22 protein-coding genes and 2 riboswitches are annotated in these 24,527 nt (G+C 35.5%); of the genes, 19 read left to right on the forward strand and 3 right to left on the reverse strand.

Annotation, left to right across the window (positions count from 1 at the left end; translation table 11 throughout):
* Position 1: 1 nt before the first annotated feature.
* Positions 2 to 532, reverse strand: coding sequence for a DUF1850 domain-containing protein (locus BW929_RS04700; protein WP_073156629.1), 531 nt, complete (start codon positions 530 to 532; stop codon positions 2 to 4).
* Positions 533 to 701: 169 nt separating this feature from the next.
* Positions 702 to 1,661, reverse strand: coding sequence for a TAXI family TRAP transporter solute-binding subunit (locus BW929_RS04705; RefSeq protein ID WP_073156626.1), 960 nt, complete (start codon positions 1,659 to 1,661; stop codon positions 702 to 704).
* A gap of 522 nt (positions 1,662 to 2,183) precedes the next feature.
* Between BW929_RS04705 and BW929_RS04710 the strand changes: the two genes are divergently transcribed.
* The 4 genes from BW929_RS04710 to hydE all read left to right on the forward strand — a co-directional run bounded on the left by BW929_RS04710 (position 2,184) and on the right by hydE (position 6,416).
* On the forward strand, positions 2,184 to 2,441 hold the full coding sequence (locus BW929_RS04710) for a TM1266 family iron-only hydrogenase system putative regulator (RefSeq protein ID WP_073156624.1): 258 nt from the start codon (positions 2,184 to 2,186) through the stop codon (positions 2,439 to 2,441).
* A 41-nt stretch (positions 2,442 to 2,482) separates the two neighbouring features.
* The gene (hydG, locus tag BW929_RS04715; RefSeq protein WP_073156621.1) at positions 2,483 to 3,931 is read left to right on the forward strand and encodes a [FeFe] hydrogenase H-cluster radical SAM maturase HydG; all 1,449 of its coding nucleotides are present in this window, start codon (positions 2,483 to 2,485) and stop codon (positions 3,929 to 3,931) included.
* Positions 3,932 to 4,100: 169 nt separating this feature from the next.
* Positions 4,101 to 5,372, forward strand: a complete 1,272-nt coding sequence (hydF, locus tag BW929_RS04720; protein ID WP_076544230.1) for a [FeFe] hydrogenase H-cluster maturation GTPase HydF — start codon at positions 4,101 to 4,103, stop codon at positions 5,370 to 5,372.
* Positions 5,373 to 6,416 (forward strand): [FeFe] hydrogenase H-cluster radical SAM maturase HydE, encoded by a 1,044-nt coding sequence (gene hydE / locus BW929_RS04725; protein ID WP_076544231.1) that lies wholly within the window; start codon positions 5,373 to 5,375, stop codon positions 6,414 to 6,416.
* A 74-nt stretch (positions 6,417 to 6,490) separates the two neighbouring features.
* On the opposite strand, the gene BW929_RS04730 is transcribed toward hydE, so the two are convergent.
* Entirely contained in the window at positions 6,491 to 8,188 is a 1,698-nt protein-coding gene (locus BW929_RS04730; protein WP_084566092.1) for a SulP family inorganic anion transporter, read from the reverse strand.
* Between the two features lie 299 nt (positions 8,189 to 8,487).
* Here BW929_RS04730 and BW929_RS04735 point away from each other — a divergent pair, with 299 nt between their 5' ends.
* From BW929_RS04735 to BW929_RS04805, 15 genes are all read left to right on the forward strand, one after another.
* Complete coding sequence (locus BW929_RS04735; RefSeq protein WP_233493717.1) at positions 8,488 to 10,422, forward strand: SLC13 family permease; 1,935 nt, start codon at positions 8,488 to 8,490, stop codon at positions 10,420 to 10,422.
* A gap of 378 nt (positions 10,423 to 10,800) precedes the next feature.
* Positions 10,801 to 11,331, forward strand: a complete 531-nt coding sequence (gene thiT / locus BW929_RS04740; protein ID WP_073156613.1) for an energy-coupled thiamine transporter ThiT — start codon at positions 10,801 to 10,803, stop codon at positions 11,329 to 11,331.
* A 147-nt stretch (positions 11,332 to 11,478) separates the two neighbouring features.
* Positions 11,479 to 11,580: riboswitch (TPP riboswitch) on the forward strand.
* 131 nt (positions 11,581 to 11,711) lie between these two features.
* Positions 11,712 to 12,998, forward strand: coding sequence for a phosphomethylpyrimidine synthase ThiC (gene thiC / locus BW929_RS04745; protein WP_073156610.1), 1,287 nt, complete (start codon positions 11,712 to 11,714; stop codon positions 12,996 to 12,998).
* A 113-nt stretch (positions 12,999 to 13,111) separates the two neighbouring features.
* The gene (gene thiW, locus BW929_RS04750; protein WP_076544232.1) at positions 13,112 to 13,609 is read left to right on the forward strand and encodes an energy coupling factor transporter S component ThiW; all 498 of its coding nucleotides are present in this window, start codon (positions 13,112 to 13,114) and stop codon (positions 13,607 to 13,609) included.
* Positions 13,610 to 13,689: 80 nt separating this feature from the next.
* Entirely contained in the window at positions 13,690 to 14,520 is an 831-nt protein-coding gene (gene thiD, locus BW929_RS04755; protein WP_073156604.1) for a bifunctional hydroxymethylpyrimidine kinase/phosphomethylpyrimidine kinase, read from the forward strand.
* A gap of 35 nt (positions 14,521 to 14,555) precedes the next feature.
* A complete protein-coding gene (gene thiE / locus BW929_RS04760) occupies positions 14,556 to 15,254 on the forward strand; it encodes a thiamine phosphate synthase (protein ID WP_076544233.1) in 699 nt (232 codons plus the stop codon).
* Positions 15,206 to 16,012, forward strand: coding sequence for a hydroxyethylthiazole kinase (thiM, locus tag BW929_RS04765; RefSeq protein ID WP_073156598.1), 807 nt, complete (start codon positions 15,206 to 15,208; stop codon positions 16,010 to 16,012). Before thiE ends, thiM begins: the two co-directional genes overlap by 49 nt.
* Before the next feature lie 134 nt (positions 16,013 to 16,146).
* A complete protein-coding gene (locus tag BW929_RS04770) occupies positions 16,147 to 16,899 on the forward strand; it encodes an IclR family transcriptional regulator (RefSeq protein ID WP_076544234.1) in 753 nt (250 codons plus the stop codon).
* A 97-nt stretch (positions 16,900 to 16,996) separates the two neighbouring features.
* On the forward strand, positions 16,997 to 17,629 hold the full coding sequence (locus BW929_RS04775) for a flavodoxin family protein (protein WP_076544235.1): 633 nt from the start codon (positions 16,997 to 16,999) through the stop codon (positions 17,627 to 17,629).
* 300 nt (positions 17,630 to 17,929) lie between these two features.
* Positions 17,930 to 19,231 (forward strand): radical SAM protein, encoded by a 1,302-nt coding sequence (locus BW929_RS04780; RefSeq protein WP_076544236.1) that lies wholly within the window; start codon positions 17,930 to 17,932, stop codon positions 19,229 to 19,231.
* A 71-nt stretch (positions 19,232 to 19,302) separates the two neighbouring features.
* Positions 19,303 to 19,421, forward strand: a riboswitch (molybdenum cofactor riboswitch).
* A gap of 9 nt (positions 19,422 to 19,430) precedes the next feature.
* Positions 19,431 to 21,236, forward strand: coding sequence for an aldehyde ferredoxin oxidoreductase family protein (locus tag BW929_RS04785; protein WP_076544237.1), 1,806 nt, complete (start codon positions 19,431 to 19,433; stop codon positions 21,234 to 21,236).
* 132 nt (positions 21,237 to 21,368) lie between these two features.
* A complete protein-coding gene (locus BW929_RS04790) occupies positions 21,369 to 21,653 on the forward strand; it encodes a MoaD family protein (RefSeq protein WP_076544238.1) in 285 nt (94 codons plus the stop codon).
* A 2-nt stretch (positions 21,654 to 21,655) separates the two neighbouring features.
* Complete coding sequence (locus BW929_RS04795) at positions 21,656 to 22,327, forward strand: HesA/MoeB/ThiF family protein (RefSeq protein WP_076544239.1); 672 nt, start codon at positions 21,656 to 21,658, stop codon at positions 22,325 to 22,327.
* Between the two features lie 91 nt (positions 22,328 to 22,418).
* Positions 22,419 to 23,171, forward strand: coding sequence for an MBL fold metallo-hydrolase (locus BW929_RS04800; RefSeq protein ID WP_076544240.1), 753 nt, complete (start codon positions 22,419 to 22,421; stop codon positions 23,169 to 23,171).
* Between the two features lie 228 nt (positions 23,172 to 23,399).
* A complete protein-coding gene (locus BW929_RS04805; protein WP_076544241.1) occupies positions 23,400 to 24,410 on the forward strand; it encodes a LacI family DNA-binding transcriptional regulator in 1,011 nt (336 codons plus the stop codon).
* The last annotated feature ends 117 nt before the right edge of the window (positions 24,411 to 24,527 follow it).

Below are 24,527 nucleotides of genomic sequence, written 5' to 3' on the forward strand. Positions count from 1 at the left end.
TTTAATACCTCCTTAAGATAAAACTTAAATAGCTAAAAGCTGTAGTCTTAATCTGGAGCAGAGTTTCAGTTTCAACTTTTTCGTATAATTTAAATGTTTTATTATTAAAAATGAATTCATGTTGAGCATAGTCACTAACTCTGAGCATTATTTCCGGCAGCTGTTGATTAATATTTTCTATTATAAATTTACCATCTGCGGTTATATAATTTCCCTGCCCAGCTGAAGTGGGAAGCCCTGCTCCATAAGACTGATATTCTGTTCCTGTCAGTAATATTTCTCCATTTTTTATTTCAAAGAATTCAATTACCGGTGTTTTCGCAACAGAATGTAGATATTTAATACTAAAATTATCCCCATCTGTCAGCTTTTTTTCCCAGATGATTTTATCTGCTTGATAATCAATAATCTGAAGAGTATTAACCTTGAAGATAGAGAGTGAAATAATTAAAATTAAAATTGATACTATAAGCAAAAAAAATTTAAATTTTTTGTTTTTATTCATAATAAATGAGAGCCGGGTATTTTTCAATACCCGGTTATCCTCCTTTAAGTAGATTTTAGAGGCTTGATATTATTTTTTAAAAGTTTCTACATATGATTTATGAAACTTTAAGCTTAGTCTAAAATCTAATTCTTAATCTCTAATTCTTAATCTTTAATTCTTATAATAATCTTAGTTCATTTATAGTCTTAATAAATTACTTAACTTCATCATAATATTTCTGAGCACCAGGATGTAGTTCAACTGTCATACCTGATTTAGCACCCTCTAAAGTAATGTCTCTAGCTCTATCATGAGCAGCAATTAGAGTGTCTCTATTTTCAAAAATTGCTTTAGTAATATTATATACTACTTCTTCACTTAAACTTGATTCAGCAACTAAAATAGCCTTTAAAGCTACAGTTTGAATATCATTATCTAAACCATTGTAGGTTCCAGCCGGAACGGTAACTCCGGTTAAATAAGGATAACTTTCATTTAGTGAGGCAATATCTTCATCGCTGAAGTTTAATAAAGTAATATCCTGAGTTGCAGCAACATCCATTACAGCTGCAGTTGGAATACCGGCTGTTAAGAAAGCTGCATCAATCTGTCTATTCTTTAAACGACTTGCTGCTTCACCAAATGAGAGATAATCTTCTTGAATATCGTCATAAGTTAAACCAAAGAAATTTAAGATTTGGTTTGCATTAGCTTCAGCACCACTACCAGGAGCACCAACGGCTACGCTTTTACCTTTAAGATCAGCAATACTTTTGATTCCTGCATCATTACGAACAATAATCTGAATTACTTCTGGATATAAAGAAGCAATACCGCTCATATTGTTAACCTGATTACCTTCAAACTGTCTTTCTCCATTGACAGCATAGCTAGCAATATCATTCTGTAGAATTGCAAGTTCTACTTCCTGATTGTAAATTAAACGGGTGTTGGTTACTGAGGCTCCTGTTGATTGAGCAGAAGCGTTCATATCATCTATATTTTCATTTAAGACCTTGGCAATTGCACCACCAATTGGATAGTAGGTACCTGAGGTACCTCCGGTTGCAATTGAGAGGAAAGTGGTTTCCTGTGCAGAAACCATTCCACTAAGTAGAAGACTAAAAACAAGAACAGCACTTAAAATGAATAGAGTGTTTTTACTTTTTAACATAAATTATAACTTCTCCCTTCTTGTATTAAATTAAATTAATTTAATTCTTTAACACTTTACTATAGATATTTTTAGAATAAAGTGTTCCTATTTAATTTTACAACATTTGAGGTCAAAAAGCAAGAATATAATTTCAGAAACAGGCGCTGATAGCTGTTATCTGGGGTAATTAAGGTCTTAATAAGTTATAGATTTTATCGGCAGAAAGCTCGCTGGGTCTGCCCCGAGGAGCGTCAAAATACTTAAAATTAAAATAATTAAAAAATAAAATAACGTGAAAACTTGAACAAGTTCCCAAAATGAGTTATAATTAATTAAAAGTTAATATCTGATCAGCTGGGTTAACTATCTGAAAGGATATCATATTTTAGCACTTCCTGAATTTAAGGAGATTTCTGAGGATCAGGGGAGGGATCTTTCTATGTCAAAATATATATATATATATATATAGGTACCAGGTACAAAAAGGCCTTTTTGTACCTGGTACAAAAGAAATATATCACAACTAATGGAGGAACGAAGATGAAGAAGAGAATTGGCTCAGTTGCTGTTGTTGTTGAACAAAGAGAAAAAGTAAGCAATCAGATAAATAAAATTTTAAGTAAAAATGCGGACTGTATAATTGGTCGGATGGGAATCCCTTCGGCTGAACACGGCTTATCAATGATCTCGTTAATAGTCGAGGGAACTTCAGATGAAATTGGAGCAATGACAGGTCAGCTGGGAAGTTTACCTGGAGTTAATTTAAAATCAGCCTTAACTTCAGTTGAAGTTAAGTAGAGATAAACTAACGTACATGTAAAAAAATAGGAGGAAAAAATATGAGTGAAGTTAATTATTTTAAAGAGGAATTCGGAGAAAATTACAGAACTGAAATTTGTGATTATATAACTGATGAAAAGATTGAGGATATTTTGGCTGCAGCTGAAGCACCAGATAAAAAAGAGGTTCAAAGAATTATAGATAAGGCGCTGGAGCTTAATGGAATTACACCTCTAGAGGCGGCGACCTTATTACAAGTTGAGGATGAAAATTTAATTGATCAATTTTTGGAAGCAGCAAGAAAGGTCAAAGAAGAAATTTATGGGAAAAGGCTGGTTATTTTTGCTCCCCTATATTTTGCTAACCAATGTGTTAATAATTGCCTTTACTGCGGCTTTCGTAAAGATAATAATCAGCTTGATCGTAAAAAATTATCCCAGCAGGAAATTCGAAATGAGGTTGAGGCGTTAGAAAGAGAAGGTCATAAAAGATTACTTGTTTTAACCGGTGAAGCACCAATTACTGATTTAGATTATGTTGTAGAGAGCATCAAAACTGCCTATGATGTTAAAACAGAAAATGGGGGAGAAATTAGAAGAATTAATGCTGAAATTGCTCCTTTAAGTACTGAAGATTTCAAAAAGCTGAAAGAATCTGAGATTGGAACATATACCTGTTTTCAGGAAACATATAACCGCAAACAATATGCTAAATTACATCCTTCAGGTCCTAAAAGTAATTTTGAATGGAGATTGTCGGTGATGGACAGAGCTCAGGAGGCGGGAATTGATGATGTAGGAATCGGAGCTTTGTTTGGACTTTATGATTATAAATTTGATGTAATTGGAATGCTGCTTCACGCAGAGTATCTAGACAAAAAATGGGGTGTGGGACCACATACTGTTTCAGTACCAAGACTTAATCCTGCTTTAGGAACTCCTTTAGACGAAGTACCCTATCCTGTTTCAGATGCTGATTTTAGAAAATTAGTTGCTGTTTTAAGGTTGGCAGTTCCTTATACAGGTATGATTTTATCAACCAGAGAAAGTACAGAAATGAGAAATGAATTATTTGAACATGGTGTTTCTCAAATTTCTGCTGGCTCCAGAACAACTCCTGGTGGTTATGATAAAAAAGCTAAGAATAAAGAAGAGCTGGCCCAGTTTTCACTGCATGATTTGAGACCGATAGATGAAATAATTAGTGGAATTGCTGAAGATGGTTATATACCTAGTTTCTGTACAGCCTGTTATCGCCTCGGTCGAACAGGTAAAGATTTTATGGATTTGGCTAAGCCTGGAAAAATCCAGGAATTCTGTCGTCCCAATGCAATGCTTACTTTTAAAGAATATTTACAGGATTATGGAACTGAAACAAGCCGCAAACATGGTAAACAATGTTTATCAGATTTAATGGATAGATTGGAAGCAGATAACCCCAAATTAGCAGCAAATATTGCTGATAAATTAGATGCAATTGCAGAGGGAGAGCACGATTTATATCTTTAGATTTTAAGTTGTTACCATTTTAGAATAGTTAATATTTCAAGCATCAAATTCTGATCTGCTCCAAATTAAGATTAAAGAAGGGAGTAAGATTATTGTTTCTATTTTACTGATGATTTTTAGTGTAACTAATTTCAAGTTAAGAAACTATTATAAATAAGGAAGTGGAAAAATGAATTCTACAGCCAAGGGAGATCGACCACATATCGCAGTTTTCGGTAGGCGGAATGTTGGTAAATCTTCGTTAATAAATAAACTGACTAATCAGAAGCTGGCCCTTGTTTCCAGCCAGCCGGGAACAACTACTGACCCTGTTTATAAAGCAATGGAGCTGCTGCCAATTGGTCCTGTGATGATGATCGATACAGCGGGGATTGATGACCAGGGTGAGCTTGGAGAAATGAGGATCAAAAAGACCAAAGAAATTATGCGCAAAACTGATCTGGCCCTGCTGGTTATTTCTGCGGTCCAGGGAGCAGGAGAATTTGAAGCTGATTTGATTAAAGAATTCAAAGAACGGGATATTCCATTTATTGTGGTGCTGAATAAAATTGAGCTTTTGGAAACAGAAAGGGCTGAGCAGAGATCTGTTTTAAAGGAGCTTGATCAATTTTTAAAGAAATTCAAGCTCGAATTCATTAAAGCCAGTGCAGACCAGGAAATTAATATAGACTTAATTAGAGAAGTAATTGCAGAAGAGATGCCGGAAGACTGCAGCCGCCAGACAATTATGGGAGATTTAATTAACACAGGTGATACTGTTGTTTTAGTGACTCCAATTGATAGTGCTGCTCCCAAGGGGAGACTAATTCTGCCTCAGGTACAGACAATTAGAGATATTCTGGATCATGACGCTGCTGCTCTTGTAACTAAAAAAACAAAGGTTAAATCAGAAATTGATAAATTAAAAAATCCTCCCAAAATTGTAGTTACTGATTCTCAGGCTTTTGAAACAGTTTCCAAAGAGGTAGCAGAAGAAATATTGCTGACAGGTTTTTCCGTTTTATTTGCACGTTATAAAGGTGATCTGAAGACCTTTGTCCGGGGAGCAAAAGCAATGGAAAAATTAAAGGCCGGAGATAAAGTGCTGGTAGCTGAAGCCTGTACTCACAGACGTCAGCAGGATGATATTGGGACAGTCAAAATACCAAATTGGATCCACAGTAAAATAAGCCCTGAAATTGAATTTGACCATGTTTCAGGTAGGGAATTTCCAGATAATCTGGAAGACTATACAGTGATTTTACACTGCGGCAGCTGCATGTTAAACCGTAAAGAAGTTCTATCACGGCTGAAGGAAGCAGAGGCTGCGGGGGTTCCGGTGATTAATTATGGAATGGGTATTGCCTGGCTGCACGGGATTTTGGACCGAGCTCTGGAACCTTTTCCAGAAGCTTTAGAACTCTGGCACCAGGATCAAGAAAAAATTGTAGGAGTGATTTAGTTGAATCAGTTTGAAATCAAAAGAATAATTGATCAGGCATATGATAAAGCTCAATTAAATAAAGAGGATATTACTGCTATATTGGCAGAAGATTTAGCCAATCTAGATTATTTATTACAAAAAGCAGATGAAAAGCGAGACGAAATTTGTGGTGATGAAGTACATTTAAGAGCTATTATAGAATTTTCCAGCTACTGTAAACAAAACTGTTATTATTGTGGATTGAGAAAAGATAACCAGCAGCTCAAACGCTATCAGTTAAAGTCAAAAGAAATTATTGAAACTGCTCAAATGGCGTCTGAATTGGGTTATCAAACAGTGGTTCTGCAGTCAGGAGAGGATGATTATCCTGCAGAAGAAATAGCTGAAATTATCAAAAAAATTAAAAAGACTACAGCTATGGCAGTAACTCTGAGTTTGGGAGAAAGAGATTTTGAGGCTTATAAACTCTGGCGGGAGGCTGGGGCAGATCGATATCTTTTAAAACATGAAATAGCAGATAAAGTACTTTATCAAAAATATCATCCAGGAATGAGTTTTGAAAATAGAATTGAAAGTCTAAAATATTTAAAGGTTTTAGGTTATCAGATTGGAAGTGGAGTTATAATTGGTCTGCCGGATCAGACTCCGGCAATTCTGGCTGAAGATTTGCTGCTCTGTCAGGATTTAGAACTTGATATGATTGGTTCAGGTCCTTTTATTCCCCATCAGCAGACACCGTTAAGAGGGAGTGAAAAAGGAACAGTCGAGATGACTTTAAAATTTACTGCTTTAAGCCGACTTTTACTACCTTTAGCACATATTCCGGCGACAACTGCGCTGGGGACCATTGATGCTGAAGGGCGCCAAAAAGCTCTGCAGGCAGGAGCCAATGTAGTTATGCCTAATGTAACAGATGGCAGATATCGAGAACAGTATCAGATTTATCCAGATAAAATATGTGTAAATGAAGAAGCAGGAGATTGTCGTCAGTGTATCGGCGGTATAATAGCTTCACTTGGTCGTTATGTAAGTCAGAATCAGGGTCACAGCTTAAGAGAGTAAAAGTTAAATATTAATAAAAAACAACTCCCAATTTAAACTGCAGATTTAAAATTACTGCAGCTTGAGTTGGGAGTTTAATTATTTTCATCTGATTCATTTTCCTTTTTTTCATGTTCATGTTCGCTGAAATCAAGAGCCTTATTTGTAGCTGCGAAATATTCGGTTTCAGATAGATAAATATTACCTTCACCTACTTTATCAGTCAGCCCAATTTTACGGAACATTTTAAGTAAACGCTCATTAACTCCAGTCAGCATAATCTCCCCACCATTTTCCTGAACCTGGTCTATAAATTCTTCTAAAACTTTAATAATTGTGATATCAATTCTTCTGACATTTCTCAGCCTGATAATAAAATCTGTATTTGGTTCAAAAAATTCTTCCAGCTGATCTTTTAAATCATCAGCAGCACTAAAATGAACCGCCCCTTTGAGATCAACGACCCTTGCCTGTTGGGATGAGATTTCAGATTCATCAGCTTTTTTATGGTGGACATGGTGCAGATGATAACCCTGGTCATCGTCTTTTTTATCATAATAGAGCATATCAATATCAGCTTTTTTTGAAATTTGTAAAACGACAACTAAAGAAACTAAAACACCAAAATAGATTGCCTGATCAATATTTGGCAGCACAATTGTAGCAATAAAGGTTGAGCTGAAAATTAGAGCATCTCCTTTAGTAGTTTTTAAATTCCTAATTACTTCTTTGAAATCTAAAATGCCTATAGCTGCAGCTATAACTAGACCTGCTAAGACAGAAACTGGAATATAGGCTAGATAAGTTCTGAAAAATAAAATAAAAAACACAATAGAAATGGCAGAAAAAAATTGTGAAACTCTGTGTTTGGCACCAGCACTCAAGTTGGCAAATGTCTTGGCAAAGGAAGAAGAAATGGCAAAGCCGCTAAAAAATGAAATAACCATATTGGTAATTCCCTGACTCTTAAACTCTCGATCAAAGTTGGGTTCCTCATCTGTTTTTAAAGCCAGAGACTGCAGTACAGCCATTGTCTGAATCAGTCCCAATAAGGCAATAGAAAAGGCTTTAGTATAAACCTGACCGATTAGACCCCAGTCTAAACTTATCAGATGAAAATCTATAATTCTTTTCGGAATTTCTCCAACCAGTGGTATTGACTGATTAATTCCAGCTGTTGTAGTTAGGATAGTCATTAAGACTACTGTTATTAGATATTCCGGCAGTGATTTCTTGATTAGGGGTATCACAAAGATTAAAAATAAAGTTGCTGCCCCAACTGCTAAATTAAGATAATTGAGCTCGGAAATATTTGAAATAAACTGGGTGCTTTTGGTGATTACATTTGAACCACTGACCCTGACCCCGGTGAAATTTTCTATTTGAGAAAATAGAATTAAAATAGCTGCTCCATGAGAAAGGGCGACAACAACAGGGTGTGAAATGTACTTTATTAATTCACTGAGGTTAAAACTGACAAGTAAAAATTGGAATAAACCAATTAAAAAGGTCGTTAAAAATATGACCTGCAGATAATTTTCTCCCTGAAAATTATTTAAACTGCTGTAGAGAGCAACTGTGATCATATTGGTAGGACCTACAATTACATAAGAAGAAAAATTAAAAATAGAGGCAGTCAGCATCGAAAAAATAGAGGCGTAAATTCCGTAAATTGGATTAATTCCTAAAATTAAAGCATAGGCCATATTCTGCGGCAGAGCAATAGTAGCAGTGGTTAAACCGCTCAGCATATCCCCACTGTATTTTTTAAACAATTTTTTTATATTTAGCAAGGTGGTTCACCCCAATTCTGGATTATATTTTTTTCTTTGCTTCTAGTTTAACAGGCCAGCCTAAAACTTTCAATTGAAAAAGGAATTTTATAATTTAATTTTGCATAGGCAGAGAGCAGGATCAGTAAGCTGCAGCATCTAAAAACACAAGATAAAATTTATTGAAATATATTTTTAGATACTTGAAAAATAAAATAAAATTTATTAAAATAAAATGAGAAATTCTGCTGCAAAAAAAACTAAAATAATTTAAAACGAAGCTGATTAAAAAATATTGAATTTAATAGGAGGAGATGAATATGTTAACAAAAAATAATTATTTAACTGCAGTATTCATTTTGCTTATTCTATTATTTGTTTTTTTTCAACCATATTGTGTACAGGCACAAGAAAGTCAAAATAAGACAAATATTGAAGGTACACCAACTTTTAATCAAGGAATACTTATTATTATTTTATTAATATTTTTGCTTTTAGTTATGTTTATATGGGAGCCGCTTCCAATAGGTGTTATATCTTTATGTATACCAGTTATTTTAATTATACTTGATTTTTGGACGAAGGTCTCAGTTGAGGATGCTTTATCAGGATTTAGTAATTCAGCGACAATTACAGTTATGGCAATGTTTGTAATTAGTAGGGGAATTCAAAATAGTGGAGCAATGCAATTTCTAGGAAATAAAATTATTAAATATACTGGTGATAATGAGAAAAAACAAGTGATTGCAATAAGTGGACTGACAGGTATTATTGCTGGTTTTATTAATAACACTCCGACAGTTGCTACTTTTATACCTATGGTGACTGATTTAGCTAGAAAAACAAAAGTATCTCCCTCTAAATTGTTAATCCCACTCTCTTATGCTGCTATGCTGGGTGGTACATTAACTTTATTAGGGACATCCACTAATCTTTTAGGAAGTCAGGTATCTGCTCGCTTGATAAACCATCCTTTTTCCATGTTTGAATTCACAAAATTAGGGATAGTAGTATTTGTGGTGGGAATTTTATATTTAATAACAATTGGACACCGCTTAATACCCGAAAGAATTAGACATGATCTAAAAGATTATATAGAAGAATATGAGATAGAAAAATATTTAACTGAAATAAAAATAGCTGAAAATTCTCCTTTAATTGGACAGGATATAGGAGAATTATTGTCAAATAAGGGTAAGAATTTAGATATTATACAATTAAATCGCAATAATGAAAAATATATGGAACCTCTAGAATTAAAAACAATTAGGCCAAATGATCATTTGGTTATTAGAGCAGATTATGAAACTGTTTTAGAATTTGCAAAGATTAATGGGGTAATTATTCTACCAGAAATTAAAATTTCTCAGGCACAATTAGAAAACGAGATAACCGGGCAAAAAGTAATTGAATTAGTTATTCCTGATAACTCGTTTTTGAAAGGCAGGACTATAAATAATGTTAATTTCCTTAATCGTTATGATGCAAGTTTGCTTGCAATTAGACATGGAGGAGAAATTGCCCATACTGATATTAAAAATTTTTATTTGAGAGAAGGGGATGTTCTTCTATTACTGGCTGCTGAAAATACTATAGAAAGGCTAAAAGAAAATCAAAACTTTATAATAAGAGAAAGGGATGAAACAGAAACTATTGCTTATAAGCCTTTAGATATTATTTTATCAGTAGGAATCGCTTTTTCGATAATTATTTTGGCATCACTTAAAATATTGCCGATTCCGATTGCTACTTTAGCAGGTATTGCAGCAATGGTTATCTTAAAATTAATAGATCCACAGGAAATATATGATTCAATTAATTGGGAAGTTATTTTTCTTTTAGCGGGTTTAATACCACTAGGGGTTGCAATTGAGCAGACTGGAACTGCTAAGTTTATAGCTAATCAGATTTTAAATATTGCAGGATTTTTACCGGATATTATTGTTTTGGCGATATTTTATTATATGACTACATTACTTACAGATATAATAAGTAATAATGCCACTGTGGTACTTATGATTCCGGTGGCAATAAATGCTGCAGATCAGATTGGAGCAAATCCTTTTGCCTTTGTTTTAGCAGTAACATTTGCTGCTAGTGCTTCGTTTGCGAGCCCGGTAGGCTACCAAACAAATTTAATGGTTTATGGACCGGGAGGTTATAAATTTAGGGATTATGTACTAGTAGGTGCACCCTTAGAAATAATAATGGCTGTTATAGTACCAATTGCTATTTCAATATTTTGGGGGTTATAAAGCATATAACTGTCATAGAACTACAGTAAGTCGAGAAATTAAGAAGGGCTTAATGTTCAAAAAATAAAGGTTATGAGCTGAAGCAGAAAATGAAAGAAAAAATGGTGCAGAATTATTAGATGGGGAACAGGTTTTTCAGAACTAAGGAAAAAATATCAAAATCCCATTTGATTAATCTCAATTTCTATTGTATAATACAGCTAGATAGAAATTTCTACATGACTAGATTTAAAAATTAAAGAACGGGGAGCCAAACTGGAAGCTGAGAGGATGAGCAATCATCGACCCACTACCTGATCCTGGTAATGCAGGCGTAGGTAAAATAAAAAGACCTTAAACCCTCCGGTTTGTTCCTCACAAATTAGGAGGGTTTTTATTATGCAGAATAAATTTTCAACAAGAATGCTGGCAGAAATTGGGGTGGCTGTTGCTCTTGCAGTTGTTTTAAATTTTCTTAAACTCTGGCGGATGCCGCAGGGTGGTTCAATAAGTTTAGAAATGCTGCCGATTTTAGTGATTGCTTTCCGCTGGGGAGTAGGAGCCGGAATGTTTAGTGGTCTGGCCTATGGACTGCTGCAGCTGATGTTTGGAGCTTATATAATTCATCCGATTCAGTTAATTATGGATTATCCTCTGCCTTATATGGTTTTGGGTGCAGCGGGTATGTTTAAGATCAGGAAAGACGAGATTATTAAGCCTCTTAAAATGTTCTGGGCAGTGGTAGTTGCCTCGGCCTTAAGGTTAATTGTTCACATTTTATCAGGAGTTATCTTTTTTGGCAGTTATGCACCTGAGGGTCAGAATGTCTGGGCCTATTCTACTATTTATAATGCGACATTTTTGATTCCAACTACTATAATTACTTATATTGTGCTGATAATTGTAATGAAGGCACTAGAAAAAAAATAATGACGCACTCAATGCTAATGGTGTGATGCACTCAATGTGCTAAGGCAAATCTATTTATTTGCTATAAAAGAAAGCGAGTATGACGGGCTCGATGCCCTAATGCTGAGCTGACCATGCGTTTATAAAAGAAAGCTCAGTACAATTTAATAAATGAAACAGGGGAGCCCTTGGGCTGAGATAAAGCAGATGCTTTAACCCTTAGAACCTGATCTGGATAATACCAGCGAAGGGAGTTGTGGGGAGTGATTATTAATATGATTACTTTATTTTAAAACACAGTTTCCTTAATTGGGAGCTGTGTTTTTATTTTGCAATGATTTTTAAACTGATTTTTATATAATATTCTAAATTAATTTCAAAATTATAAGGAGCTGAGCAAAATGACTCAAATGACAAAAGCAATTAATGGTGAAATAAGTAAAGAGATGAGGATGGCAGCAGCGGAGGAAGGGGTGGCTGCAGAATTTATTTGTCAAGGAATTGCTGCAGGAACTATTGTTATACCGGCAAATGTTAACCACAAAAATTTAAAGGCAAAGGCCTTTGGCAGAGGTTTAAAAACTAAGGTTAATGCTAACTTTGGTACTTCTGAAGATTATGATTCTATTGAAGCTGAGTTAAAAAAATTGGAGGCAGCAGTTAAAGCTGGAGCAGATGCAGTTATGGACCTCTCTACGGGAGATAAAATAAAAGAAACTAGAGCAGCTATACTAAAAAATGCTGAAGTTCCTGTCGGAACAGTCCCTATTTATCAAGCGGCTGTAGAAACAGTTAAGTCAGGACGGGGAATAATTGAGATGAAAGTTGAAGAATTATTTGAAGTGATTAAAGCTCAGGTTGAAGAAGGGGTAGATTTTATTACAGTCCACTGCGGCTTGACTTTAGAAACTCTAAGACATCTGGCGGCTGAAGGAAGAGTAACCGATATTGTCAGCCGGGGTGGATCGTTTATGGCAGCCTGGATGCTCCATAATAATCAGGAAAATCCACTTTTTGAGTATTATGACCGCTTACTTGAAATCTGCTATAAAAACGATGTAACTTTAAGTCTTGGTGATGCTCTCCGTCCGGGCAGTCTGGCAGATGCTACAGATCGAGCTCAGATCCATGAACTTTTAGTTCTGGGTGAACTGGTAGATAGAGCTCGCGAGGCGGAAGTCCAGGTGATGGTGGAAGGACCAGGCCATGTACCCTATGATCAGATTGAAACAAATATCAAACTGCAGAAAGAACTCTGCAAAGAGGCTCCATTTTATGTGTTAGGACCTTTAGTTACAGATATTGCAGCTGGTTATGACCATATTACAGCAGCAATTGGCGGCACAGCAGCGGCAGCGGCGGGGGCGGATTTCCTCTGTTATGTTACCCCGGCTGAACATATTGGCTTACCTGATATTGAAGATGTGCGGGAAGGAGTAATTGCCTGCAAAATTGCAGCTCATGCTGCAGATATTGCAAAAGGAGTTAAGGGGGCAAAGGAGAGAGATAATCAGATGGCAGCCGCCAGAAAAAAATTAGATTGGGAAAAGCAGATTGAGCTGGCCCTGGCGCCAGAAAAATTAAAAGAATCAAGAGCAGCCCACAACCAGACTTTAAAGGAAGAAGATGCCTGTACAATGTGTGGCTCTTATTGTGCGATGAAAATAGTAGATCAGCAGCTTAGTTAAATAATATTTAAGTCCTGATTTAATAGAAGTCAAATAAGAACTTAGAAAAACTGACGATGACTAAAACTAATTATCAAAATAAATATTAACTTAATTCTGAAAGGATGATTAGAATGGATAATAAGAAATTGACCTTTTCGGCACTTTTAATTGCTCTGGGAACAATGACAGGACACTTAATCTATATTCCAGTGGGAGTGGCCAAAGCTTTTCCGGTCCAGCATTTAATTAACATTTTATCCGCTGTTTTACTGGGGCCTGCCTATACAGTTTGGAATGCTTTTGCAATTTCTCTGCTTAGAAATATGCTGGGAACCGGTTCTCTGCTGGCTTTTCCGGGCAGTATGATTGGGGCCTTAATAGCCGGTCTGCTTTATCAAAAGTTTAAATCTAAGGGGTGGGCTCTGGTGGGAGAGTTAATTGGAACAGGACTTCTGGGAGCAGTGGCTGCTTATCCGATTGCCAGATTTTTGATGGGCAGCGGTTCCACAGTGTTTTTCTTTGTTATTCCTTTTTCTTTAAGTGCAGCTGGAGGGGCAGTGATTGCCTATTTATTCTTAAAAGCAGTGGAAAAGGCAGACAGCCTATCATTTATTGAAGATTTAAATTAATAATGAAGATAGAAAATTGACTGAATTAATTTTAAAGATTAGAGAATTGAAATTGGAGCAAGCAAAAGGAGCTGATTATATTGAAGAAAGTCTTAACAATAGCTGGTTCTGACTCTGGTGGAGGAGCAGGGATCCAGGCTGATTTAAAAACAATGACAGTTCATCAAGTCTATGGAGCGTCAGTAATAACAGCAGTTACAGCTCAAAATACGTTGGGAGTACAGGGAGTAAAAACTTTAAGTGTTCAGGCGGTAATTTCTCAGCTGGATTCTGTTTTAAGAGATATAGAATTTTCTGCTTTAAAAACTGGTATGCTGGCCAACAGTCAGATTATTGAGCAGATAGCTGCAAAAATAAAAGAATATTCTCTGCCAAATCTGGTTGTTGATCCAGTAATGGTAGCTACAAGTGGTGACTTATTATTAAAAGAAGAAGCAGTTGAAACATATAAAGAAAAACTCTTTCCGCTGGCGGAAATTATAACACCTAATCTATATGAGGCGAAAGTATTGGCAGGTGTAGAAACTGAAGAAAATAATGATCCGCAAGTTCTGGCAGAAAAGCTAATAACTTACGGCAGCAGCTGGGTGCTGATCAAGGGCGGTCACACAACTAAAAAGAGGTCAGCAAAAAAAGCAGTTGATCTCCTTTATGACGGCAGCCAGTTCATAGAATTTGAAGCAGAACATATTCCTACAAATAATACTCATGGAACAGGCTGTACTCTTTCGGCAGCAGTTGCTTCAAATTTGGCTCGGGGAATGGACATGGAAAAAGCAGTGGGCCAAGCAAAGAAATTTATTACCGGGGCCATCAAAAATAATTTTCCTGTTGGCCAGGGTAATAGCCCGGTCAATCATTTCTGGCGGCTTCAAAATCTGCAGCATAGTTCCAATCAGCAGTTTTCTTAAGTTTATCTAGTCAAATAAGATATTAGGAGGTAAAAATGCTAAACTGGGATCTTTATTTAATCACAGAAGAAAGTTTATCAGCTGGCAGAAAAACTATAGAAGTTGTGAAAGAAGCAGCTGCAGCTGGAGTTGATGTAATTCAGCTGCGGGAGAAAAATTTGTCTCTGCGGGAAAAATTTAAGCTGGGACAGCAGATTAAAAAAATATGCAGTCGATATCAGATCACATTGATAGTCAATGATCGGCTTGACCTGGCTCTGGCTTTAGATGCAGATGGTGTGCATCTGGGGCAGAGCGACCTGCCTCTGCGGTCTGCCCGCAAAATTTTAGGTCCAAATAAGATTATTGGCCTTAGTGCCTGCCGGGATCAAGAAATCACTCAGGCTGAAGCTGATGGTGCAGATTATCTGGGAGTGGGAGCAATTTTTAAGACTAAATCTAAGCAGCTCAATTCAGATAAAAATGGAATTGGTCTGCAGAGATTGGCTGAGATTAAAAAAAGAACTGATTTACCGCTGATAGCAATTGGAGGCCTGAATAAAAGCAATGCCCCACAGGTAATCAAAAGTGGGGCTGACTGTATTTCGGTAATTACAGCTCTGACAAAAGCGGAAAAGATAGAAAATGAAACTCGAGAATTTAAGCAAATAATCAAAAAAGCAAAATCTAAAAGGAGGGTCCTAAATTGTCAGCAGAAACTAGTCAAAATAGAAAAGAATATGCCGAAAGGTTAAAAAAGTTTAAAAAAATTATCAAAGCAGAAAAGCCTTTGATTCATCATATAACAAATAATGTGACAGTTAATGACTGTGCTAATATAACTTTAAACTGGGGCGCTCTGCCGGTGATGGCCCCAGCAGTAGAAGAATCAGCTCAGATGGTGGAAAATGCTTCATCTCTGGTTCTAAATCTGGGGACTATTTCTTCCTGTCAGCTTGAGTCAATGCTTAAAGCAGGTAAAAGAGCAAATGAACTAGGAATTCCAATAGTATTAGATCCCGTTGGAGTTGGAGCTACAAAGTTTAGAATTGAAGCAGCTCAAAAAATATTAGCTGAGCTAAAAATTTCAATAATTAAGGGCAATCAAGGTGAGATATCTTTCTTAGCCGGAAAAGAAGCTGAAGTTAGAGGTGTAGAGTCGATTGGTGAATACAAAAATACAGCTGAAGCTGCAGAAGAATTGGCCAAAAAGTTAGGAGCAGTTATTGTTGTCAGTTCTGAGATTGATTTGCTTAGTGATGGCCGCCAACTCTCTGAGATCAACAGAGGTCATCCTCTAATGGGAAAAGTTGTGGGCACAGGCTGTATGCTGGGGTCAACATTAGGTGTTTTTGCTGCTGCAGCAAAAAATTCCAATTTATCTTTATTTGAGGCAGCCCAAACAGCAGTTTATTATTATTCTCTAGCTGGGGAAAAGGCGGCAGAAAAGGAATTAACTCCTGCTAAGTTTAAAATAGAATTTATGGATGCTATATATAAATTAAGATTTTGATTTTAACTACTTTCTCTAAAAATATTATTTATTTTTGCAAACGAATTTTATAATGTCAAATAAATGATTGAAATTTCCGCCCCCAACTAATATAATAAATTGTGGTAAGATATTTTGGGAAGGGGATTATTGTAATGGGAAAAAGAGTAATTAAGTCAGTTTTGCGAGCAACCAAAATTTTAGATTATATAGGCAATAATGAAAATGAAGTAAGATTAACGAAGATCAGTAATGATCTTGAAATAAATATGAGTACTTTACACAGTATCATTGCAACTTTAGAAAAAGCAGGCTATATAAGTCAAAATAGTAATAATCATAAATATTCTTTAGGCAAAAAGCTTTTTGAACTGGGAAAAGTTTATGAAGGAAAGATCTCTTTTACAGATCTTGCTAGACCTTTTTTGGAAAAATTAGCAGATAAATTTGACGAGACAGTTCAGCTGGGCGTCTTATCTGCTGACAAGGTACTTTATATTGATAAGGTAGAATCTAAACATAGTTTAAGGATGACCTGTCAGATGGGAAGCAAAGATGAACTTCATTCCAGTGCCACAGGTAAATTATTACTGGCTTATTTGGAAGAAAAAGAAGTAGATAGATTATTGAACAAGAAATTAGAAAAATATACTGAAAACACTATAACTGAGCGTAAAAAATTAAAAAAAGAACTTGAAAAAATTGAGAAGCAGGGATTTGCTCTAGATAAAGAAGAATCAGAAATTGGTTTAAATTGTGCTGCTGCACCAGTAAAAGACAACTCTGGTAAAGTAATAGCAGCAATAGGAATCAGTACTCCTACGAGTAGAGTTTCTGAAGCTAAATTAATGGAAATTAAAGATAATTTAATAAAAGAAGCTTCTGATTTATCAGATTTATTATCCTAAAAATTAGTTTGACAAAATTAAGTTATTCACATACAATAATTTTACATTAACAAATTAATTTTATAATAGCAAATTAATTTCAAAGAGGGAGGATAATATGAAAGTAGTAGCTTTTAACGGCAGTCCCAACAGCGAGGGAAATACATATCATGCAATCAAAATGGTGGCAGAAGAACTCGAAAATAAGGATATTAAAACGGAAATTATTCAGGTAGGTAATAAAGAAATCAGAGGTTGCCTTAGCTGTAATAAATGTGTCAAAAACCAGAATGAAAAATGTATTATTGATGATCAGGTGAACGATTGGATTCAGAAGCTGAAAGAGTCTGATGGGATTATTATTGGCTCACCTGTTCATTATGCAGCAATTGCTGGAACAATGAAGTCATTTTTAGACAGAGCATTTTATGTAGCAAGTGTCAACGGCATGATGCTCAGACATAAGGTAGGTGCCCCTGTTGTTGCAGTTAGAAGATCAGGTGGAATGCCAACTTTTAATCAGCTTAGTAATTATATCAATTATTCGGAAATGATGATGCCTACATCTAATTACTGGAGTGTAATCCACGGTACGACCCCAGGCGAAGCAGAAAAGGATGAAGAAGGAAAACAGATTATGAGAATTTTAGGTAAGAACATGGCTTATCTGATGGAAGTTATGGAAAATGCCGAAGGTGAAGTTGAAGCACCAGAGGCGGAAAGAAAGAAATTAATGAACTTTATCAGATAAACACCGTTATTCATATCTTTTAAGGAAGAGCTTGCTTTAATCAGCAGGCTCCTTTTTTATTTCTTTTGCTGATTTTTGAGACTTGAATCATAATAATTAATTTTTACTTAATATTTTGAAAATAATTTGCAAAAAATTTATTTTTGTGTTTAGATATAAATAATAGCTGATAGAATTGCTTTGATTTTATTTATTCAAAAATAATTAACTGGAGGCGGATTTAATGTTCGAATTTATAAATAACAGTGAGCAGCGAGTAATCTGATTTAAGTCTAATTTTAACAGAGAAAGGGGTAAATTATGCAGTTTTTAATCAATAATCCACAGTTCTGGCGCAGTGATGGGATTAATGAAAACCCGCCGGAAAAGTTTGAACTTAAATTAAAAGATGGTAAGCTGGAGCTGCCGACAGAAGTTAGAGCCAGACTGGGACTCAACACAGAAACAGAAGTTAGAATTAAATTTAATCAGAAGGGAATTTACATTGAAAGAGCAGATCCCAGGCTGACAAAAGTTTATATTGAGCCGACAAGTGACTGTAATTTAAACTGCAAAACCTGTGTCCGCCATTCCTGGGAGGAAAAGATGGGTTTTATGGAAATGGAAACCTATTATAAATTAATTGAAGAACTGAAAGACTTTAAGGGTCTAGAAAAAATTTCATTTTGGGGAATTGGGGAGCCGCTTTTTCATCCAGAGATTGCAGAGATGATTGAGCTGGCCTCAGAGCTGGGAGTAAAAACGCAAATGATTACAAATGGGCTGCTGCTCGATCAGAATAAAGCAGAAGCACTGCTTGAGGCCGGTCTGGACAGCCTGGTGGTTTCTGTTGATGGGACTTCTCCAGAAACTATGGCCGATATTCGTTCTGGAGCTGATTTGAAAACTGTAATTGAAAATGTGCAGAGATTTCGCAATCTGCGGGATAAAAAGCAGAAAAAATGTGAGATTGGAATTGAATATGTAATTATGAAATCAAATGTGGATGAATTAAAGGATCTGCGCAAGCTGGCCTTTAAAATGGGAGCTTCATTTATTTTTCTAACAAATCTCCTACCTTACACTGAAGATATGTCTGATGAAATATTATATTCATTTTCAATCAGCCGCTCCCAACCTGAAATCAGAACTGAACACCGGCCGGAAATTTATCTGCCGCCAACGGATTTAAGAGAAGATATTATCCGTGATCTGGCTGCAGTAGGAGGTAAATCAAGTTCAATCAGTACGACTCAGGTACCATTTAATCCCCATCGCGGTTACTGTAAATTTGTAGAAGACGGCTCAATAGCAGTTAACTGGCAGGGAGAAATTAGTCCCTGTATTGCGCTAATGCACAGTTATGACCTGTATGTCAGAGAACGGAAGAAACATATCAAAAAATATTCACTCGGAAATATTTCCGATGAGTCACTCTCAGCAATCTGGAATCAGAAAGAATTTAGAGATTTTCGCAAAGAGCTTAAAGAATTTCCTTTTTCAGACTGTACCCAGTGTTCCGGCTGTGAGATGTCAAAAGAAAATGAAGAAGATTGTCACGGTAATGAATTTCCGGTCTGTGGCGACTGCCTCTGGGCCAGGGGAGTTATTCAGTGTCCCTAAAAGTTAAGTTTTATCTAAAAATAAATATTTTTCTAAAGATTAAGCAGGAATTTGGCTATTAATATTTAATATTAATAATATACCTTCGAGTCTTTTTGCCTAAGGAATTTTCTATGGGAATTAGACCGCTGGGTTGAGGAATAAATGACTCAGCCTCCCGTGCTTGGAAAGAAGAGTAAATTTAAAGGAGGTATAATTAATGGGAAAAATTTATGAGTACAAAGTTTTAAGAGTTGATTTGACAAACGAAGAAATTAAAACAGAAAAAATATCGGGTGAGCTTGTTAAAAACTATCTTGGGGGTAGAGGTCTGGCATCAAAGATTTTATATGATGAGATTGATCCAAAAGTTGATCCCTTAAGTCCAGAAAATAAACTGATCTATGCAACTGGACTTTTAACCGGAACAGCTGCTTCTACTGGTGGCCGCTACATGGTTGTTACCAAAGGGCCTCTTACAGGGACTATAGCCAGCAGTAATTCAGGTGGATTTTTTGGAGCCGAGCTTAGATTTAGCGGCAATGACATTATCATTTTTGAAGGTAAGGCCAGTCATCCAGTTTATCTTTCAATAATGGGAGATAAAGTTGAGCTCAAAGATGCTTCTGAAATCTGGGGTAAGCCGGTTTATGAGACCACTGATCTCCTGATTGAAGCAGCTGGTAATAAAAACGCAAGAGTCAGCTGTATTGGTCCGGCCGGTGAAAAGCTAGTTAAATTTGCCTCAATTATGAATGAAAAAGATAGAGCTGCCGGCAGAACCGGTGTTGGAGCAGTAATGGGTTCTAAAAATCTGAAGGCAGTTGTGGTTAAAGCTGATGAAAAACAGGTTGAATATTTTAAAGATGAAATGATGAAAGTTGTCAAAAAACAGACTAAAATACTGAAAGAAGATGGAGTAACAGGTGAGGGTTTACCTGCTTTAGGTACCAAAGTTCTAGACAATATTATTAATTCTACTGGGGCCTATCCAACTAAAAATTTCCAGTTTGCAATCTTTGAGGATGTGGATGAGGTTTCTGGAGAAGCACTGGTTGAAAAAGGATATCTGCAGTCAAATACTGGCTGTTATGGTTGTCCAATTCGCTGTGCCAGAAAGACAAAACTTCCCAATGGCCGCAGTGGAGAAGGTCCAGAATACGAAACAGGCTGGGCTTTTGGTGCAGACTGTGGAGTTAATGATCTAAATGCTATTTCAGAAGCAAATTTTATCTGTAATGACCTTGGTCTGGATACAATTACAGCCGGTGCAACTATTGCCTGTGCCATGGAATTATATGAAAAAGGCTATATAGATAAAGATGAACTGGAAAATGGTCCTGAATTAAAATTTGGTTCTTCTGAGTCAATAATCTATTATACAGAAAAAATGGCTTACCGTGAAGGCTTTGGAGATCAGCTGGCGGAAGGTTCATACCGCCTGGCAGATTCTAAAGGACATCCTGAGCTTTCGATGAGTGTTAAAAAACAGGAGCTTCCTGCTTACGATCCTCGCGGTGTTCAGGGACATGGACTTAACTATGTTACTTCAAACCGCGGTGGCTGTCATGTTAGAGGTTATATGATCTCACCTGAGGTTTTAGGGGTTCCAGAAAAGTTGGATCCACAGGAATTAGAAGGAAAGCCTAAGTGGGTTATGACCTTCCAGGATTTAACAGCTATCATTGATTCAATTGGAATGTGTCTTTTTACTTCCTTTGCTTTAGGACTTGATGACTACAGAGAAATAGTCAATGCAGGCACTCAGTTTGAGTACAGCTCAGAATCTCTGCTGGAAACCGGTGAACGAATTTATAACTTAGAGCGTCAGTTTAACTTAGAAGCAGGTATTTTACCTGAAGAAGATAAACTGCCAGCTCGCTTTGATGAGCCACTTCCAGATGGTCCACAAAAGGGTATCAGCACTAAATACAGAGAAATCTTACCTGAGTATTATGAAATTAGAGGCTGGCAGGAAGATGGTTGGATCAGTGAACAGAAACTAAAGGATATGAAAATTAAATAATAATATTGGCGGGGTAAATAATTGGCTTTTAAAAAATATATTGCAGTTTAAGGTTATTCAATTTAGCCTCGTAAATCCATCCAGTTCTCTGCCGGGAACTGGGTGGAATTTTAATATTAAAGGATGATAATTATGACATTAAAAGTTAAATTTTATTCACTATTTAGAATTAATTTAAAAAGTGCAGGAACTGAATATAAATTGAACAGTAAAATTACAATTGCAGAACTGATAAAAAAATTAGATCAGGATTATGATAATTATTTTACTCAAAAATTACTGGAGGAAGACCGGAGTATCTCACCCGGGGCGATTATTCTGGTTAATGGTAAAAATATTATTCATCTAGATAAATTAGAGACAGAGATTACAAACAAGGATACAGTAACTCTATTTCCACCCTCAGCAGGAGGTTGATTATGAAGAATTATTTACAAAGACAGCAGGAATTATTTACAGATAAACAGCAGCAGAGGCTGGAAAAATTAAAAGTTATGATTGCTGGTGTTGGAGGTCTGGGGACAAATCAGGCTCTACAGCTGCAGCGGATTGGAGTTAAAAAAATATATCTTTATGATTATGATCAGGTGGAAATATCAAACTTAAATCGGCAGCTCTGTTATGGGAAAAATGATATTGGCCGTCCAAAAGTGGAGGCAGCAGCAGAGTTTTTAGGTAAATTTGAATTGGAAACTGAAGTTATTGGTATAAATGAAAGAATAAGTTTAGAAACTAAAATTCCCAATGATGTAGATATTATTTTTGATGGTCTTGATAATTTTGAGTCCCGCTTTATTTTGGATCAGCTGGCTGCAGAAAACAAACTGCCTTTTATCCATGCCGGGATAGAAGAGTTTTTTGCCCAGATCATGCTGGTGCTGCCTGAAAGCAGCTTGCGTCTAAAGGATGTTTTTGCCGGCAGTAAAAAGCAGAAGCTGCCTGCAGTTTTTTCCCCTGCTGTGACAGTGACTGCTTCCATTCAAGTGTTGGAAGCTCTAAAATATCTACTTGGTTTTGATAATTATTTAAATAATCAGCTGCTGTACATTGACTTATTCAACAATCAGATAGAAAAAATTGACTTGAGTTAAATTAAAAATTCATATTTTAGTTATCTGATGTAATTTTTCTACTTGATAAAAATTGATTTCTCTGTTAGCCTTAATTTCAGGAGTTGATAATATGCAGACAGAAATATATCATTTATTTCATAGTGGGACAGCAGTTAGAGTAAAAGATAAATTATTTATTTTCGATTATTTTAAAGACGAGCCGCAGCAGGAAAAAGCAGTGACTAGTTCTTTAGAAAAAGGAGTCATTCGTTCAGACAGCTTTAAAAATATAAAAGAAACTTATGTTTTTGTTTCTCACAGCCATCATGATCACTACAATCAGATAATTTTTGACTGGGGAGAATACTGTGATCAGATAAATTATATTTTAGCTGCTGAAGTTGCAGAGGAATCAGATCTGGAGAGCAAAGATAACCTTTACTTAATGGAAAAAGACGAAGAACTGAAGCTTGATCAGATAAATATTTCAAGTTATGGCAGTACAGATAAAGGTGTTTCATTTTTAGTTGAGCTTGATAATTTAACTATTTTTCATGCCGGGGATTTAAACTGGTGGAAGTGGAAAAAGTTTAGCCCAAAGGTTCAAAAAAGAGAAGAAAGAGAATATAAAAGAGAAGTTGATAAGCTTAAGGGTAAACAAATTGATATTGCCTTTGTGCCGGTTGACCCGAGATTAGAAGAAAACTTTTATCTGGCCGGAGAATATTTTATCAATCAGCTTAAACCAGCACTTTTTGTCCCCATTCATTTTGCTGATAATTTTGATGTAACTAAATTTTTTCGAGATAGATTTAATTCAAATCAGACAAGAGTGGCCGAAATCACTGAATCTGGAGAGAAAATTCTTTATACAAGAAAATAGAATGAGTTAATTTAATGTTTTAATTAAGTAAATTTCAGAAATTAACTTGACAAATAATTATCTAAATATTATACTAAATTTAGATAAAGAAAAATGTAAAGGTTTACCCGAGCTTTTAATTCTGCAAAATAAAGTATTTTATAACTTGCTTGTAGTGGAAAAAGCAATTTTTTTATTGTCAATGTAAACGTTTACCCGTTTACATTACAAGGATCTGGAGGTGTAAATATGGGTGTTACAATTAAAGATGTTGCCAAAAAAGCTGGAGTTTCTATTGCTTCTGTCTCTAGAGTAATTAATGACAGTAAGCCTGTAGCTCCAGAGACTAAAGAAAAAATACTTAAAGTAATTAAAGAAACGGGTTATAAACCAAATGCGATGGCCAGAGGTTTAAAGAAAAATGAATCTGGACTAATTGGTTTGATAACCCCTGATATGGAAAATGGTACTTTCGCTGAGCTGGTTAAGGGAATAGAAAGTGTTATTGAAAAAAATTCTATGAATTTAATAGTTTCTAACTCAAAAGGTGAGATTGAACGAGAATTAAGAGAGCTACATATTTTTAAAGAACAGCAGTTGGATGGAATTATATTTTCAGGTGTTAAATTCACAAAAAAGCATAAAGAATATTTTGATAGGTATAAGGTTCCGACGGTTGTTGTTTCTCAGAAATTTCCTGGTTCTGGTTTACCTTATGTTGATATTGATAACTATAAAGCTGCCTATCAGGCCGTTGATTTTCTGATAAAAAATAATCACCAGCAAATTGCAATGGTTAGGGGTCCATTTTATGATAAATCAGCCGGTAAACAAAGGTATAATGGGTATTTTGAAGCTTTAAAAGATGCCGGCCTTAAAGTTAATTCTAGTTTTGTTAAAGAAGGTAATTTTACAATTAAAAGTGGCTATCAGGCTATGGAAAAGATTTTAAGTGAAAACGAAATGTTACCAACTGCAGTTTTTGCAGCTTCTGATAGAATGGCAATTGGGGTTTTAGACTGCTGTTTAGATAATAACCTTAAAGTACCTGAAGATATTTCAATAATTGGTTTTGATGATATAGAACTTGCTACAGTTGTAAGACCAAAATTGACTACTGTTAGAGTGGATCACAGTAAATTAGGAGAAAAATCAGTTGAATTGCTGCTTAACAAAATTAAAAAGAATAAAGATAGTGAATCTTTTTATGAAGCAGATTTTGAAATTGTTGAAAGAGAAACAGTTAAAAAATTAACTTAGTTTGAGAATAATAAGTTAAAAGTTTATGAGAAAATAGCAGTTAAAAAGATTTAATATTGCTAATATTGGCAATGTTAATATATTTATCAAAGATAATCAATTAATATCTTGAGGAGG

Origin of the sequence: Halanaerobium kushneri, from assembly GCF_900156285.1 — a bacterium.
In the GTDB taxonomy this organism is placed as follows: domain Bacteria; phylum Bacillota; class Halanaerobiia; order Halanaerobiales; family Halanaerobiaceae; genus Halanaerobium; species Halanaerobium kushneri.

Bases quoted from the DNA above. Each gene is read 5' to 3' on its own strand.
- BW929_RS04705 (WP_073156626.1), bottom strand. From the start codon at position 1,661: ATGTTAAAAAGTAAAAACACTCTATTCATTTTAAGTGCTGTTCTTGTT.
- BW929_RS04710 (WP_073156624.1), top strand. From the start codon at position 2,184: ATGAAGAAGAGAATTGGCTCAGTTGCTGTTGTTGTTGAACAAAGAGAA.
- hydG (WP_073156621.1), top strand. From the start codon at position 2,483: ATGAGTGAAGTTAATTATTTTAAAGAGGAATTCGGAGAAAATTACAGA.
- hydF (WP_076544230.1), top strand. From the start codon at position 4,101: ATGAATTCTACAGCCAAGGGAGATCGACCACATATCGCAGTTTTCGGT.
- BW929_RS04735 (WP_233493717.1), top strand. From the start codon at position 8,488: ATGTTAACAAAAAATAATTATTTAACTGCAGTATTCATTTTGCTTATT.
- thiT (WP_073156613.1), top strand. From the start codon at position 10,801: ATGCAGAATAAATTTTCAACAAGAATGCTGGCAGAAATTGGGGTGGCT.
- thiC (WP_073156610.1), top strand. From the start codon at position 11,712: ATGACTCAAATGACAAAAGCAATTAATGGTGAAATAAGTAAAGAGATG.
- thiW (WP_076544232.1), top strand. From the start codon at position 13,112: ATGGATAATAAGAAATTGACCTTTTCGGCACTTTTAATTGCTCTGGGA.
- thiE (WP_076544233.1), top strand. From the start codon at position 14,556: ATGCTAAACTGGGATCTTTATTTAATCACAGAAGAAAGTTTATCAGCT.
- BW929_RS04770 (WP_076544234.1), top strand. From the start codon at position 16,147: ATGGGAAAAAGAGTAATTAAGTCAGTTTTGCGAGCAACCAAAATTTTA.
- BW929_RS04775 (WP_076544235.1), top strand. From the start codon at position 16,997: ATGAAAGTAGTAGCTTTTAACGGCAGTCCCAACAGCGAGGGAAATACA.
- BW929_RS04780 (WP_076544236.1), top strand. From the start codon at position 17,930: ATGCAGTTTTTAATCAATAATCCACAGTTCTGGCGCAGTGATGGGATT.
- BW929_RS04785 (WP_076544237.1), top strand. From the start codon at position 19,431: ATGGGAAAAATTTATGAGTACAAAGTTTTAAGAGTTGATTTGACAAAC.
- BW929_RS04790 (WP_076544238.1), top strand. From the start codon at position 21,369: ATGACATTAAAAGTTAAATTTTATTCACTATTTAGAATTAATTTAAAA.
- BW929_RS04795 (WP_076544239.1), top strand. From the start codon at position 21,656: ATGAAGAATTATTTACAAAGACAGCAGGAATTATTTACAGATAAACAG.
- BW929_RS04800 (WP_076544240.1), top strand. From the start codon at position 22,419: ATGCAGACAGAAATATATCATTTATTTCATAGTGGGACAGCAGTTAGA.
- BW929_RS04805 (WP_076544241.1), top strand. From the start codon at position 23,400: ATGGGTGTTACAATTAAAGATGTTGCCAAAAAAGCTGGAGTTTCTATT.